The 14,392-nt window shown below is 60.0% G+C and carries 14 protein-coding genes; 4 read left to right on the top strand and 10 right to left on the bottom strand.

Annotated elements, in window-relative coordinates:
* The gene (locus QD409_RS08330) at nt 1-723 is read right to left on the bottom strand and encodes an AzlC family ABC transporter permease (RefSeq protein WP_430762399.1); all 723 of its coding nucleotides are present in this window, start codon (nt 721-723) and stop codon (nt 1-3) included.
* Nucleotides 724-967: 244 nt separating this feature from the next.
* Between QD409_RS08330 and QD409_RS08325 the strand changes: the two genes are divergently transcribed.
* Nucleotides 968-1,219, top strand: coding sequence for a DUF2164 domain-containing protein (locus QD409_RS08325; protein WP_092853276.1), 252 nt, complete (start codon nt 968-970; stop codon nt 1,217-1,219).
* 7 nt (nt 1,220-1,226) lie between these two features.
* Here QD409_RS08325 and panB read toward each other — a convergent pair whose 3' ends face one another.
* From panB to QD409_RS08310, 3 genes are all read right to left on the bottom strand, one after another.
* Nucleotides 1,227-2,048: a 3-methyl-2-oxobutanoate hydroxymethyltransferase gene (gene panB, locus QD409_RS08320; protein WP_092853278.1), complete on the bottom strand. Its 822-nt coding sequence runs from the start codon at nt 2,046-2,048 to the stop codon at nt 1,227-1,229.
* 1 nt (nt 2,049) lies between these two features.
* On the bottom strand, nt 2,050-2,925 hold the full coding sequence (gene panC / locus QD409_RS08315; RefSeq protein ID WP_092853280.1) for a pantoate--beta-alanine ligase: 876 nt from the start codon (nt 2,923-2,925) through the stop codon (nt 2,050-2,052).
* A 272-nt stretch (nt 2,926-3,197) separates the two neighbouring features.
* Nucleotides 3,198-3,902, bottom strand: a complete 705-nt coding sequence (locus QD409_RS08310; protein WP_092853282.1) for an SDR family oxidoreductase — start codon at nt 3,900-3,902, stop codon at nt 3,198-3,200.
* Between the two features lie 124 nt (nt 3,903-4,026).
* On the opposite strand from QD409_RS08310, the gene gcvA reads away from it, so the two are divergent.
* Both gcvA and QD409_RS08300 read left to right on the top strand, forming a co-directional pair.
* Complete coding sequence (gcvA, locus tag QD409_RS08305; protein WP_092853284.1) at nt 4,027-4,917, top strand: transcriptional regulator GcvA; 891 nt, start codon at nt 4,027-4,029, stop codon at nt 4,915-4,917.
* A gap of 131 nt (nt 4,918-5,048) precedes the next feature.
* Nucleotides 5,049-6,440: a hypothetical protein gene (locus tag QD409_RS08300; RefSeq protein ID WP_430762398.1), complete on the top strand. Its 1,392-nt coding sequence runs from the start codon at nt 5,049-5,051 to the stop codon at nt 6,438-6,440.
* 109 nt (nt 6,441-6,549) lie between these two features.
* Here the strand turns inward: QD409_RS08300 and QD409_RS08295 are convergent, their stop codons facing one another.
* The 4 genes from QD409_RS08295 to gstA all read right to left on the bottom strand — a co-directional run bounded on the left by QD409_RS08295 (nt 6,550) and on the right by gstA (nt 10,630).
* Nucleotides 6,550-7,635 (bottom strand): glycosyltransferase family 4 protein, encoded by a 1,086-nt coding sequence (locus tag QD409_RS08295; RefSeq protein WP_092853326.1) that lies wholly within the window; start codon nt 7,633-7,635, stop codon nt 6,550-6,552.
* 79 nt (nt 7,636-7,714) lie between these two features.
* The gene (pncA, locus tag QD409_RS08290) at nt 7,715-8,338 is read right to left on the bottom strand and encodes a bifunctional nicotinamidase/pyrazinamidase (RefSeq protein WP_092853288.1); all 624 of its coding nucleotides are present in this window, start codon (nt 8,336-8,338) and stop codon (nt 7,715-7,717) included.
* A gap of 111 nt (nt 8,339-8,449) precedes the next feature.
* A complete protein-coding gene (locus QD409_RS08285; protein ID WP_430762397.1) occupies nt 8,450-9,733 on the bottom strand; it encodes a sugar MFS transporter in 1,284 nt (427 codons plus the stop codon).
* 261 nt (nt 9,734-9,994) lie between these two features.
* On the bottom strand, nt 9,995-10,630 hold the full coding sequence (gene gstA, locus QD409_RS08280; protein WP_092853328.1) for a glutathione transferase GstA: 636 nt from the start codon (nt 10,628-10,630) through the stop codon (nt 9,995-9,997).
* Between the two features lie 149 nt (nt 10,631-10,779).
* On the opposite strand from gstA, the gene QD409_RS08275 reads away from it, so the two are divergent.
* On the top strand, nt 10,780-11,142 hold the full coding sequence (locus QD409_RS08275) for a winged helix-turn-helix transcriptional regulator (RefSeq protein WP_430762396.1): 363 nt from the start codon (nt 10,780-10,782) through the stop codon (nt 11,140-11,142).
* On the opposite strand, the gene QD409_RS08270 is transcribed toward QD409_RS08275, so the two are convergent.
* Nucleotides 11,122-11,406, bottom strand: a complete 285-nt coding sequence (locus tag QD409_RS08270) for a GIY-YIG nuclease family protein (RefSeq protein ID WP_092853294.1) — start codon at nt 11,404-11,406, stop codon at nt 11,122-11,124. The genes QD409_RS08275 and QD409_RS08270 overlap by 21 nt on opposite strands.
* A gap of 389 nt (nt 11,407-11,795) precedes the next feature.
* Nucleotides 11,796-14,261 carry an ATP-dependent helicase gene (locus QD409_RS08265; protein ID WP_092853330.1) on the bottom strand — a complete coding sequence of 822 codons (2,466 nt, stop codon included), beginning with the start codon at nt 14,259-14,261 and terminating at the stop codon, nt 11,796-11,798.
* Nucleotides 14,262-14,392 lie beyond the last annotated feature (131 nt).

Here is a 14,392-nt window from a genome sequence, read left to right as displayed (position 1 = left end):
TCAGACCTCGTGGTTTTCGTGGACGAGGTCGGGCTTGCGGTTCGCCTTTATCGGCGGCAGCACCGCGGCAAGGGCGACGCCGGCAAGCGCGCCGATGCTGACATGCCAGGGCGAGCCGACATAGCGATATGCGATGGCGGATGCCACGGCACTGGCGGCCACGACCGGCAGGAAGTTGTCCCGCTTGCGAAAGCCTATGACGATGCCGAGGAAATAGATCGGCAGCAAGATATCGAGGCCGATGGCCTTCGGATCGCCGATTAGGCTCCCGAGCAGGCCGCCGATCAGGCTGATAACCACCCAGGGAATGTAAACCATCGCCGCAAAGCCCATGTACCAGGCGAAGGTCACCGCCTTGCCGCTTTCATGCCGCTTGATCGTTTCGGCAAATTGCGGATCGACGAGAAGGAAGAAGGTGAAGAACTTCTCCACAACGGAAAAGTGCTTGATGTAGCGCGCAATCGCAGCCGAATAGAGCACATGACGGAAGTTTACCGCCAGTATCGACAGAACGATGAGCCAGGCCTCAACCTTGTGGCCGAATAGATCGAGCCCCACCATCTGGCTGGCACCGGCATAGACGGTGCCGCTCATCAGGGTCAATTCGCCGAGCGACATGCCTTGATCGCGGGCCAGCGCACCAAACAAGGCGCCGAAGGGCGCCGCAGCAAGGCCGACGGCAATACCACCCTTCGTGCCTTCAAAAAAATCCGCGCGACTCATCGTCCGCTCTATCCTTTGTGGAAAACCCGGTGGTTTCGTCCGGATGCCGCATTGCAGTCCAGCACGCAGACCGGGCACGAAGTACGACATCATCGCACCCCTTGCGCATCTGCCCCCGAGCGCTGTTCAATGGCGAGAGCTGTAAGCCGTGAGCGCGGAAGCAGCAATTCAATTTACTTGATGGATTAATTGATTTTCTTAAAGCAGTTGCTTGGGTCTGCTTGCAAAATGGGAGATGCGGAGAATGAAGAAGATCACCTTCACGAAGGAAGAGAAGGCGGCGATCGTCGCTCGTCTTCAGCGCTATTTCTCCGAGGAACTCGATCAGACGCTTGGAACATTGCCGGCCGAGTTCTTGCTCGATTTCCTCACGACCGAGATCGGACCATACTATTACAATCAGGGCCTGCGCGATGCTCACGCAGCGCTGATGAGCAAGATGGAGGACTTCGGCGAGGCGATCTATCTGCTTGAAAAGGAGCCTGCCAAGGGCTGACAGAGTCTCATTTCTTTGGTTGGAAAGTGTGTTCGATGGCCGGGAAGGTGCGTGCCTTCACTTCCTCGGCATAGGCTTCTGCTGCTTTCGAGACCAGGGGTGCCAATTCGGCAAAATGCTTGACGAAACGCGGCTTGAAATCGTTGAACAGGCCAAGCATGTCGTCGGAAACAAGGATCTGCCCATCGCAAGCCGCAGATGCGCCGATGCCGATCGTCGGAATCGCGACCGCGGCGGTGATCTCGCGAGCGAGTGGCTCGATCGTGCCTTCGATCACCATGGCAAAGGCGCCGGCCTCCGAGATCGCCTTGGCATCGTGGCGGATCTTGCTTGCTTCCTTGTCCGAGCGTCCGAGGGAACGATAGCCACCGGTCGTATTGACCTGCTGCGGCATCAGGCCGACATGGCCGAAGACCGGAACTCCGCGAGAGGTGAGGAAGGAGACGGTTTCCGCCATTTCCTCGCCGCCCTCCAGCTTCACGCCGTCGCAACCCGTTTCCTTCAGGATGCGGGCGGCATTGCGAAAGGCCTGTTCCTTCGACTCCTGATAGGAACCGAACGGCAGGTCGACGATGATGCAGGCGTGCTTTGCGCCGCGCATGACGGCCTGGCCGTGGGCGATCATCATCTCCATCGTGACGCCGACCGTCGTCTCCATGCCATAGAGCACCATGCCAAGGGAATCGCCAACCAGCAGCAGGTCGCAATGCGGGTCGAGCAGGCGGGCAATCGGTGTCGTGTAAGCCGTCAGGCTGACGATGGGTCGCGTGCCTTTCATAGCTGCAATGGCGGCAGGCGTCTTGCGCTTGGTGTGTCCGACAGTGCTCATCTCAAGCGGTCCTTTCGTTGGCGGACGGCTTGCGACCGATGACTCGATTGTCGAGCAGGCGGGTGGTACCGATGCGTACGAACAGGGCGACGAGTACGGGCTGGCCTTGCAGTTTCGTCAGTTCTTCCAGTGTGTCGGGATGGCGGACGGCGGCGACTTCGGCGGTGGCAAGCGGCTCCTTTTCGATGAAAACCCGCAGAGCTTCCTCGAATGCGGATGGATCGTCGACGCCAAGGCCATAGAGCCTTTCGGCTTCCGCCAACGTATTCGGGACGACGACGGCGGCGGCGCGCTCTTCCTTCGAGAGATAGACGTTGCGTGAGGACAGGGCCAGGCCATCCACATCGCGAACGGTCGGCACCGGCACGACGCGAACCGGCTGCGCCAGATCTTCGACCATGCGGCGGATGATCGCCACCTGCTGATAATCCTTTTCGCCGAAATAGGCGCTGTCCGGCTGGACGATATTGAAGAGCTTGGTGACGACGGTTGCGACGCCGGCAAAATGGCCTGGGCGAACGGCGCCCTCCAGCTCCGCGCCGAGCCTCGGGACATCGACCAGCGTCTCCATCGGGCGCGGATACATATCGGTCACGTCGGGTGCGAAGAGGAAATCGACACCGGCGTCGCGCAGCATGGCGCTGTCGCGCTCGAGATCGCGCGGATATTTCGCCAGATCCTCATTGGCGCCGAATTGCAGTGGATTGACGAAGATCGAGGTGACGACGATGTCGTTCTCGGCTTTGGCGCGGGAGACCAGCTCCATATGGCCGCCATGCAGATAGCCCATGGTCGGCACCAGGCCGATCCTGCGGCTGGACTTGCGATGCTCAGCAAGCCGTTCGCGCAAGGCGGCAATCGTGCTGATGACGTTCATAGTGACACTCCTCCCAAGGCAGCGCCGTCCCACGCCGCCCGTTTCCGTCCCCTGAATTCGCGGGGGCCTTCTAACGTGTGCAGTGCAAAAAAGCAATTCGGGAGCGGCAAGCGCCACCGGCTGCGGCGTCGCTTTCGACCTACGAGGTTCGCAACTCTCGGCGCCGGCAAGTCAGGGACGGCTTAATCTCCGTCATTATACTCCAAACGAAAACGCTCCCCCAGGCAAGGCTCGGGAGAGCGAAAGCGAAATGGTTGGATCTCTTGCCGGGACTAGACCGAGCGGGTCAATCCACCGTCGACCTTGAGATTTTGGCCGGTGATGTAACCGGCGCCGTCGGAGGCGAGGAAGGCGACGGTGGCGGCGATTTCGGCGCTGGTGCCGTAGCGCTTCATCGGCACGCTGTCGCGGCGCTCCTCGGTTGACGGCAGGCTGTCGATCCAGCCGGGCAGGACATTGTTCATCCGCACATTATCTGCGGCATAGGTGTCGGCGAAGATCTTCGTGTAGGAGGCAAGGCCCGCGCGGAATACGGCAGAGGTCGGGAACATTGGCGAGGGTTCGAACGCCCAGGCGGTGGAGATGTTGACGATGGCGCCGGACTTCTGCCTTTGCATGATGGGAGCGACGAGGCGGACCGGACGGACGACGTTCATCAGATAGACGTCGAGGCCAGTGTGCCACTGCTCGTCGGTGATCTCGAGGATCGGCGCGCGCGGGCCGTGGCCGGCGCTGTTGACGAGCACATCGATCCGTCCCCACTTCTCCATCGTGGCATCGACGAGGCGCTTCAGATCGTCATTGGACTGGTTGGAGCCGGTGACGCCGATGCCGCCGAGCTCTTGCGCAAGGGTCTCGCCCTTTCCGGAGGACGACAGAATAGCCACCTTGAATCCATCGGCAGCAAGGCGTCTGGCGCTTTCGGCGCCCATGCCGCTGCCGCCTGCGGTGATAACAGCCACTTTTTCTATCGACATATGTGATTCCTCCATCGTGCTGGTCTGGAAAGGCTGATTGCTTCAAACTCTCCGATGAAATATCATTTTCTTCACGCGAGGACGAAGCAGTTAAGCTCTCGATTGTCAGTAGAAAAACTATCGCATGAACGGTTTACTCGGTAAACTTCCTTCCCTGAATGGCCTAAAGGCATTTGAAGTGTCCGCGCGGCATCATAGCTTCACGCTGGCTGCCGAGGAACTTGGGGTGACGCAGGGCGCGGTAGCACAGCAGGTCCGCGGGCTGGAAGCGGAGCTTGGCGTCAAGCTGTTCGAGCGCATGCCGCGGAGTTTGGTTTTGACGGGCGAGGGGCGCGGCTACATCGCCGATATCAGGCGCGCCTTTGAAATTATAGCCCAGGCAACGGGTGATCTCAGGCCGCAACCCGTCAGGCTCACCATCAGCACCACGCCGACATTCGCATCGAAATGGCTGATCCCGCGCCTGCCGGATTTTACGGCCCGTCATCCCGACCTCGATCTTCATATCCTCGCGACAGAGCGCATGTCCGGCTTTCAGGCGGATGGGGTGGATCTTGCCGTTCGCTACGGGCGTCCGCCCTTCGGACCGGGATTGGCGACCGAGCTGCTCTTCGAACAGGAGATCATTGCAGTTTGCAGCCCGGCACTACTGCGGGATCGGGAGCCGCCGAAGACCTCGGAGGAGCTTGCGGGCTATGTGCTGCTCCATGACGCCCATAATTCCTGGCCGGAATTCATAGACAGGCACTTCGGAGGGGCGGCGCAGGCTTCTTACAAGGGGATCAGCTTCAGCCAGACATCGCACGCCATCGAGGCCGCCATTGCCGGGCAGGGCATCGTGCTTGCCAATCGCGATTTCGTTGCGCAAGACTTGGCTGAGGGTCGCTTGACGCAGATCATCGAGGGATCGCTGAGCGGCCCCTCCGATTTCTACCTCGTCTGGCCGCGCTATCGGAAATCGGCAGCCTTGGAGACGGTTATTGCCTGGATGAGCGAAGAGGCGAGACGGAAATAGAAGCACCGTGTCCCGACGCCGCCAGCGCGCTGCCTTGCCGGTAGTACTCGCCGGAGGCGACGATCATCCGGCTCAGGATTCCTCCGTTTCGGATTAGCGCTTTTCTCAATCTTTTGCTGTTAGCTGACAGCATGGCAAAGATTGTGGCATTGGCAGCATATTTCTATCAGGCGGCAGTGGCCTTCGGGCTGCTGATCGCGGTGGCGCATCTGCTGACGCCGGCGGACTATGCGGCCTATTCGCTTTTCATAACGATCAGCCAGTTTGCGGCAATCTTCTGCTTCGAATGGATCCGCTATGCCTGCAGCCGTTTCTATCCAGGTTCGGCGCCAGGGAGCGAGGCTTTGGAGCGGAAGGCGTTGACCATTGAATTTGCCGCATGCGCAGCAATCTGCCTGGTTGCGGCCTCGGCCTCGATGTTCTTTTCGGTTCCGGGAGAGATCGCGGTGCTCGGCGGCCTGGTCGCGGTTCTCCAGGGCGGCAGCGATCTGCACCTCACCATGCTGCGCTTCCGTCAGGAATTTCGCGCCTTCTCGCGCCTGCAGGGATCGCGCGCTACCATTCTTGCTGTCGGCACGCTCGCCGGGGCAGTCGTTGCTCCGAACTTCACCTCTACAATCGTTGGGCTGCTGGCAGGCTATCTCGGCTATGGCCTATGGGCTGTGTTTCTAACCCGCGACAACCTGCACGAGGCTGCCCGCTTCGAGCCGCCGCTGGTCCGCAAGCATTTCGTCTATGGCAGTGTTGCGGCCAGCGCGTCGGTGCTCGGTATGCTGGCGCCACTGGGCTTGAAGTCAATCCTGACGGCGGCGCTGGGGGTCGGAGGGGCGGCAGGCGCACTGCTGGCGCTCGATCTCTTGCAGCGGCCATTCGTGCTGATCGTTTCGGCCTTGCAGGCCATCCAGTATCCGGACGTGGTCGCCGCCTATGATCGCGAAGGAGCGACACCTGCCTTCAGGAAACAGCTCGGTGACTACTACTCTCTGCTGACTGGCCTTACGCTGATGACGGCAGCCGGCATCTTCGCCTTGTTGCAACCCGTGGCGCAACTGGTCATTTCTGCAGGTATGCGCGATGGCTTTCTGACGGTCGCACCTTTCGTGATCGGCCTTTCTGCATGCCGCGCCCTGACGTTCAACATGTCGCCGACGCCTGCGCATCTGCAGCACCGGTTGCTGACGATTTTCCTGCTCGCCATGGTCGACTGCGTGCTGTTGAACCTTGGAACGCTTGCTGGCGGTTATTTCGGCTCGTTCGGCGATGCTGCTCTCATGGGCGGCGGCATGGTCGGCGCGTTGTTTGTAATGGCGATCGGGGTAAAGGTACTCATGTCGCTGCCTTTCGATTTCGTCTGGCAGCCGGTCATCCTCTCCGCCATTGGTCTCGCCGTGCCGGTACTGGCCACTGCAGGCTTCGACTATTCGCTCTGGCTATCGGTTTCTGTAGGCGTAGTTGGCGGCGCGCTCTTCTGCCTGCTCGGCCTCTATAGCTATTTCGTCACCATGTTTCGGCCGCAAGCCTGATCTTAGGGTGTTTCCGCTTTTCTTCGAATCGTGAAAATGCCCTATCTTCTTGTTTACGCATTCCGGACGGAAAACCGCTGCGCACTTTTCCTGGAAGTGCACTGGCTTTTCAGAGAGCTTCCAGCATGGACAGCACGCGTTCGGCGCTGCCATCCCAGGAAAAGCGGGCGACATTCTCATGGCCGCGCCGTCGCAGATCCTCGCGCAGTGCATCATCCGTGGCGATCCTTTGCATAGCAGTGACAAGCTCTTCCTGTCGCGTCGGGTCGAAATAGAGGGCGGCACCGCCCGAAGCTTCGCGGACGGCGGGGATATCGGCTGCGAGCACCGGGCAGCCCTGCGTCATGGCTTCCAGCGGCGGGATGCCGAAGCCTTCATAGAGGCTCGGAAAGACGAAGGCCGTGGCATGGCGCTCCAGCGCGGCGATTTCCGCGTCCGTAAGGCGGCCGGGAAAAAGCAGCCGGTTATTGGACTGTTGACCATCCGACTTGAACACGGTCGGGGCCGTGCCGCCGACAACCACGAGCTTCTGGTTTTCGTCATCAAGCGCCTCGAAGGCGCGGATGGCGAAGTCGAGGTTCTTGTTCGGCTTCATCGTGCCGACGAGAAGGAAGAAGCCGTTCGTTTTCAATCCGAGCCGCTCGATGATGGTTTCATCCGGCTGGATGGCGGCAAAATGATCGACGGCATTGTAGACGACGTCGATGCCATTGGCGGAGACGCGGAAAACCGACGCGATCTCCTCGCGCGAAAATTCCGAGACCGTGCCGATCTTGGCGGTGCGCGTCAGCACCGTGCCCAGCGCGCCGTGCAGCAGGCGGTAGCTGCGCTTGAAGGATTGCGGATGGCGGAAAATCGTGACGTCATGGATGACGACCGCCTGGCGGCGATGCAGGAGCGGGCCGCTGCCGCCGAAGCCGATCAGACGGCTGCCGCGCGAGCGCGAAAGCAGCGATGTCTGTTCCCAGAGGTGACCAGGACCGGAACCGAAGGAATCGACCTCAATGGCGGAAAGCCCAATGTCGACGGGCGTATTGCGCGGCACGGCCAGCCGCCATCTTGCGCCCTTCAATGCGGCGGGCACTGAACCTGCCGCGATCTTTCGGTCGAGCGCCAGCGTCAGCTCGCGCGCAAAGCGCTGCACGCCGGATAATGGCTGGCCGAGAAACCGCCCATTGATAGTGATCGATTGCACGCGAAGGCCCCGATATCTCATTGATCGGGAGCAGTTTGCATAATTTTCCTTAGGGAAGGTTTAGCGTCGCAGATTGATTTTAGGCAAGCGCATCGTTGCTATCGATGATTGCGACGCCTCGCGCACGCATTTCCTCTATTGCCGCCTCGACGCCGGCGGGGTCGATGCCGCGGCTCGCATCCTCGATGAAGCGGACGGAAACGCCGGGTAGCATTTCGACGGCGTCGAGAGCCGAGAACTTCACGCAATAATCCGTCGCCAATCCGCAGAGATCGAGCGCGGTAACGCCTTTATCACGCAGATAGGCCGCAAGACCCGTGAGGGCCGCCTGGTCGTTGTCGCGGAAAGCGGAGTAGCTATCCACTAGGGGATTCTGACCCTTCTGCTGAATGAAATCGACGGCGTCGACATGGAGATCGGCGTGGAATTCGGCATCTTCGGTATTTTGGACGCAGTGGTCGGGCCACATCATCTGCGGCTTGCCGGAGAGCGTGCCTATTTCGAACGGCTTCTTGCCGGGATGAGCAGAGGCGAAGCTGCCGTGACCGGCCGGATGCCAGTCCTGCGAGGCCACGATCATATCGTATTTGCCGCTGTCTATGAGCTCGTTGGCGACGGGCACCACCAGGTCTCCGTCGGGAACTGGCAGGTTGCCGCCGGGGCAGAAGCCGTTCTGGATGTCGATGAGCAGCAGTGCTTTCATGGGGCCTATCCTTCCGTCTTGTTGCGCTGCACGATGCCAAGCGGCACGCTTCGGATCAAGCCCCTTGCGCCCCGCCGATCGAAGCGGCGAGGCGCAATGGTTGGCGAAGGCTTACGCGGGCTTATGGCCCTTGAGGCCATAGAAGGCGATATAGACGTAGCAGATGATCGGCATCAGGAAAGCGAGGTGGATGCCGACGGTATCGGCAAGGCTGCCCTGGATGATCGGCAGGACGGCGCCGCCGACGATGGCGAGGCACAGGATACCCGAGCCCTGGCTCGTATATTTGCCGAGGCCATGCAGCGCCAGGCTGAAGATCGTCGGGAACATGATGGAGTTGAACAGGCCGATTGCCAGCACCGACCACATGGCGACATGGCCCGTGGTGAGCACGGTTACAACTAGCAGGATGATGACGATAGCAGCGTTGAAAGCGAGCGCCTTACCGTCGTCGATCTGGCGCATGATCAGCGAGCCGACGAAGCGACCGATCATGGCGCCGCCCCAAAAGTAGGAGACATAATGGGCGGCATCGGCCTCGGAGAGATGGGCTATGTCAGGCTGGCTGAGGAAATTGACGAGGAAGCTGCCGACGCTGACCTCGGCGCCGACATAAAGAAAGATGCCGATGGCACCGAGCACGAGATGGCGATATTGCCAGGCCGAACCGCCGCCGCGCATCGGCTCGACGGTTTCCTCGTCTTCGACCTCGGGAAGCTTCAGCGCCGCAAAGACGGCGGCGAGTACAAGGAAGGCCGCGGCAAGAAGCAGGTAGGGAAGCTTTACCGCGCCGGCCTCGGCAAGCCGCATGGCATCGAGCTGCTCAGGGGTAGCATTGGTGGCCGCGACGGTGGCGGCGGACAGGATCAGCATGGCGCCGAAGAGCGGCGCAATCGTCGTGCCGAGGGAGTTGAAAGCTTGCGTCAGGTTGAGGCGGCTGGCGGCCGTATCAGGCGGTCCCAATACGGTGACATAGGGGTTTGCTGCGACCTGCAGGATCGTGATGCCAGTTGCGAGCACGAAGAGCGCGCCGAGGAAAAGGGTATAGACGCGATAGCTTGCGGCCGGGATAAACAGCGCGCAGCCGACCGCCGCGATCGAGAGGCCGACGACGATGCCCCACTTGTAGGTGATGCGCTTCACAAGCGCTCCGGCCGGCAGCGACACGATGAAATAAGCGCCGAAAAAGCAGAGCTGGACGAGCATCGACTGGGTGTAATTGAGCTGAAAGACGCTCTTCAGGTGTGGCACCAGAATGTCGTTCAGGCAGGTGATGAACCCCCACATGAAAAAGAGTGAGGTGAGTGCGATAAGCGCGAATTGGTAGTTGCCCTGGCCTTGATGTGCGGATGCACGGACGCTGGTGGGCGCAGAGCTTGTTGCTGATCCAGCCACTTTTTTATCCTCGGTTCTTGTTGTTGCCAGGCTCCGATATTTGAGCCGGAATGGGCCGAAATACGAACTGGCAGCGGCTTACCGAGGTGCCACGGGAGACGCGGAACCCCGAAGCCGCTAAAACCGATATAATCGATTAGACCTATATTGGTAGCGTGCTAGCGATGCCGATTTTGCAATGCAGCAATGCGGGAGCCCGCAAGTTCTGAGCTGAGATCATGCTCCCCGTCATTTCCAGTGCCGACGGGAAGCATCTCGCTATCAGTCGAAGGTCAATCCCTCTTCGGCGATAGATTTCCGCACGGTATCGCGTTGTCTCACGCGGGCATACCAGGCCTTGAGATGATCGAGTTCATCGAAGTGGATCCTGGCTTTGTAATAGGACTTGAGCCATGTGGCCTGGCCCCATCCCGTCAGCGCAAACAGATAGGCATCGGCAACGGTAAAATGATCGCCCATCAAAAAGGGACGGTCAGCGAGGTGCGCGTCGATCCATTGAAATCGTTTTTCGAGCTTCGGCCTCACGGTCTCGACATAGTTTCCCGCCAACCGCGCATAGAGAAGAGGAATGAAGCCCTTGTGGATTTCCGTCGACAGGAAACCGAGCATTTCCTGCAGCTTGTAGCGCTCCATCGTGCCGGCGGCGGCGGCCAACCGGGCTTCGGGTTTCAGGTCTGCCAGATATTGGACGATAGCCGGCCCCTCCCGCAGAAAGTTGCCATCTTCGAGCTCAAGAACAGGGACATAGCCGTGCGGATTGATGTCATGGAAATCCAGCCCAGTTTCGGTCTTGTGAGTGGTGTGATCGACCTTGATCAGCTCGACCTCGAGGCCAAGTTCATTGATGACGATATGGGGCGAGAGCGAGCAGCTTGCGGGTAGATAGTAGAGTTTCACTGGGGTCTCCATGGTGTTTTCCGGTGTCAGCTTTCGCTTGGAAAGACTGTCGCTGAACCATGTAGTCCGCTTGGTATGGAATAGTAAGAACGGAAAATTTTGACATCTAGGTATAAAAATTATACCGCCAGGCACATGAGGTGTGCACCATGAAAAAGACCGTGACCGGATGCTCCGTCGAGGAGGCGATGCATTTGCTGGGAGGACGCTGGCGACTGCTGATCGTGTCTTATCTGGTCGATGGGCCACAGCGCTTCAACGAGTTGCGGCGGCTGATGCCGGGGATTTCGCAAAGGATGCTAACGCTCGATTTGCGCGCGCTGGAGGAGGCGGGTCTTATCAATCGCAGGGTCTATCCGACGATTCCCGTGAGGGTCGAATATTCGCTGACGGAAGATGGCTCCCGCCTGGAGAAGGTGGTGGCCGTGGTCAAAGAATTTGGGCTTTGGCTCAAGGATCGGGATGCGCAGGTGCTGGGAGCGCGTGAAGTCTCACCACAGCTCATAATATAAATCACGCCAATCGGGATTTGCTTTCTCAATCAGCTCGATCTTCCATTGGCGATACCAGCGTTTCAGAGACTTTTCTCGCTGTATGGCCGAAACAATGTCTGCGTGATCTTCATACCAGACGAGCCGGGTGCATCCATATTTCCAAGCGAATCCGGGTGTCAGAGCCTCACGATGCTCGTAGATGCGGCGTTCAAGGTCGGCTGTGACGCCGATGTACAAAGTGCCTCGTTTGTGGTTGGTGATGATGTAGGTATATCCACCCATGCGTGTAGGATGCGCATAGAGATGACGGGCGTCAAGAGGCAAGATTGCGGATGGTATACGGGCTTGCGGACGACATGTGGATGATAGAGATTAGTGTTCTCGTTTGCCACCGCAGCATGCCCGCACTTCGTCATCCTCGGGCTTGATCCGAGGATCCAAGCACAAGCCTTGTTGCGTGTGACAATGATGGCGGTTTCTGCGGCCATCCGCCCAGTACTGATGGCTCCAAGAGGGCATACATATTCGAGAGGTGTGCCTGCACGTGGATCCTCGGGTCAAGCCCGAGGATGACGGAGGGGGTGGCGATATTCGAAGCCTACGGCGGGTCCCGTCCTCACGCCGAATATTGATGCGGCGCCCCTGGTTCCAAACCAGAAGACCTAACCCAATCAAACCCTCTCCACAAACCCATCCAGCACGCGCTTCTGTCCCGCGCGGTCGAATTCGATCGTCAGCTTGTTGCCCTCGATCCCCGAAACATTGCCGTTGCCGAATTTGATGTGAAAGACGCGGTCGCCGACCATGAATTTGGAGGGTTCGGAGGAGGTGGATTTGGCCACCAGTTCGCCATCGATCGTGCGCACCTTCGGGCCGCTTTCGCCATAGCCGATGCGTTCCACGGCGTGGCCGGAGCGACTGCCCCAGTTGTCGCGCGTTGCATCGTTGCGGTTTGCCTGCGCGCGTTTCCAGCCCGGCGTGGAATAGGAATTGGCGAAGGGATCGGCCTTGTCGAAGCGGGACTGGCCGTAACCGCCGCGGCCATACCCACCATAGGACTGCTCGACTTCGGCGACCTGAACATGCGTTTCCGGCAGTTCGTCGAGGAAGCGGGAAGGGATGGTGGACTGCCAAAGGCCGTGGATGCGGCGGTTGGAGACGAACCAGATGTGGCAGCGGCGCTTGGCGCGGGTGATGCCGACATAGGCGAGGCGGCGCTCTTCCTCGAGGCCGGCGCGGCCGCTTTCGTCGAGCGAGCGCTGGTGCGGAAACAGGCCTTCCTCCCAGCCGGGCAGGAACACGGTCTCGAATTCCAGACCCTTGGCGGAGTGCAGCGTCATGATCGAGACGGCATCGAGGTTTTCGTTCTGTTCGGCATCCATGACGAGGGCGACGTGCTCGAGGAAGCCGCGCATGGATTCGAAACTATCCATGGAGCGGATGAGTTCCTTGAGGTTTTCCAGGCGTCCCGGCGCTTCCGCCGATTTGTCGTTCTTCCACATGTCCGTATAGCCGGACTCTTCGAGGATCTGTTCGGCAAGCTCTGTATGCGGCGTATTTTCGAGCAGGCCCTGCCAGCGGCGGAAGGATTGCACGACGTCGAACAGCGCCTTGCGCGCCTTCGGCTTCATCTCGTCCGTTTCGATGATATCGGCCGCTGCCGCCAGCATCGGGATATCTCGGACACGGGCATAATCGTGCAGGGTGCGCACGGTGGTGTCGCCGAGGCCGCGCTTCGGCGTGTTGACGATGCGCTCGAAGGCAAGGTCGTCGGCCGGCTGGCAGACGAGGCGGAAATAGGCCATGGCATCGCGGATTTCGAGACGCTCGTAGAAGCGCGGGCCGCCAACGACGCGATAGTTCAAGCCAAGCGTGACGAAACGGTCTTCGAACTCGCGCATCTGGAAGGAGGCACGCACGAGGATGGCGATGTCGTTGAGATTGTGCTTGTTGCGCTGAAGCTGCTCGATCTCTTCGCCGATGGCGCGGGCTTCTTCCTCGGAATCCCAGGAGGCGTGCACCTGCACCTTGATGTCGTCCGGATCGGAGCGGTCGGTGAACAGCGTCTTTCCGAGCCGGCCCTCATTATGGGCGATCAGATGCGCGGCAGCTCCGAGAATATGCTCGGTGGAGCGGTAGTTGCGCTCCAGCTTGATCACCTTGGCGCCGGGAAAATCCTTTTCGAAGCGCAGGATATTGTCCACCTCGGCGCCGCGCCAACCGTAGATCGACTGGTCGTCGTCACCGACGCAGCAGACATTCTGCAGCTCACCCTTCGGTCGCTGCGCCAGGAGGCGAAGCCACATATATTGCGCCGTGTTGGTGTCCTGATACTCGTCGACCAGGATGTAGCGGAAGCGCTGGTGGTAATCCTTCAGGATGTCCGGGTTCCGCCGGAACATATTGATCGGATGCAGCAAAAGGTCGCCGAAATCGCAGGCGTTCAGCGTCTTCAGACGGTTCTGATAGGCGGCATAGAGCTCGCGGCCCTTGCCGTTGGCAAAGGCGCGGGCGTCGCCCTCCGGAATATCGGCCGGGCTGAGACCCTTGTTCTTCCACGTGTCGATCATGCCGGCGAACTGCTTGGCCGGCCAGCGCTTGTCGTCCAGCCCTTCAGCCTGGATCAACTGCTTGATCAGGCGGATGACATCGTCCGTATCGAGAATGGTGAAGCTCGAGGTGAGCCCGACCAGCTCGGCATGACGGCGCAACAGCTTGACGCCGATCGAGTGGAAGGTGCCGAGCCAGGGCATGCCTTCGACCGCACCGCCAACGAGCAGCGCGATACGTTCCTTCATCTCGCGCGCCGCCTTATTGGTGAAGGTCACCGCAAGGATCTGGCTGGGGAAGGCGCGGTTGGTGGACAGGATATGGGCGATGCGGGTCGTGAGCACGCGCGTCTTGCCGGTGCCGGCACCTGCAAGCACCAGAACGGGGCCGTCCAGCGTCTCGACCGCTTCCGCTTGCTCGGGATTGAGGCCCGAGAGATAATCCGGCCGGCGGCCGCTGTCGCGCGCTGCCATGGCGCGGGCGGCAATGCCGCCGCCACCGCTACCGGCGGCCGGCGCAGGACGGCGCGGTGCCAGATGTTCCGGCTCCTCGTCAAAGAAAGGAATGTCGTCATGTCCGATGGTCATGCGGCCCAATGTAATGATTCTACCCCGAAAGGCAAAAGAAACGGGCCGAAACTAGAACAAAAAGTGCACATTCACAGGCTTACGGCGGCGTCAGAAGGCTGATTTCCCCGCTCGAAACAGCGTATGGAGCT

It is taken from the genome of Rhizobium sp. BR 315 (genome assembly GCF_050577975.1).
Classification (GTDB): domain Bacteria; phylum Pseudomonadota; class Alphaproteobacteria; order Rhizobiales; family Rhizobiaceae; genus Rhizobium; species Rhizobium miluonense.
Note: the sequence above shows the minus strand (reverse complement) of the source record. Positions and strands in the feature narration are given on the sequence as shown.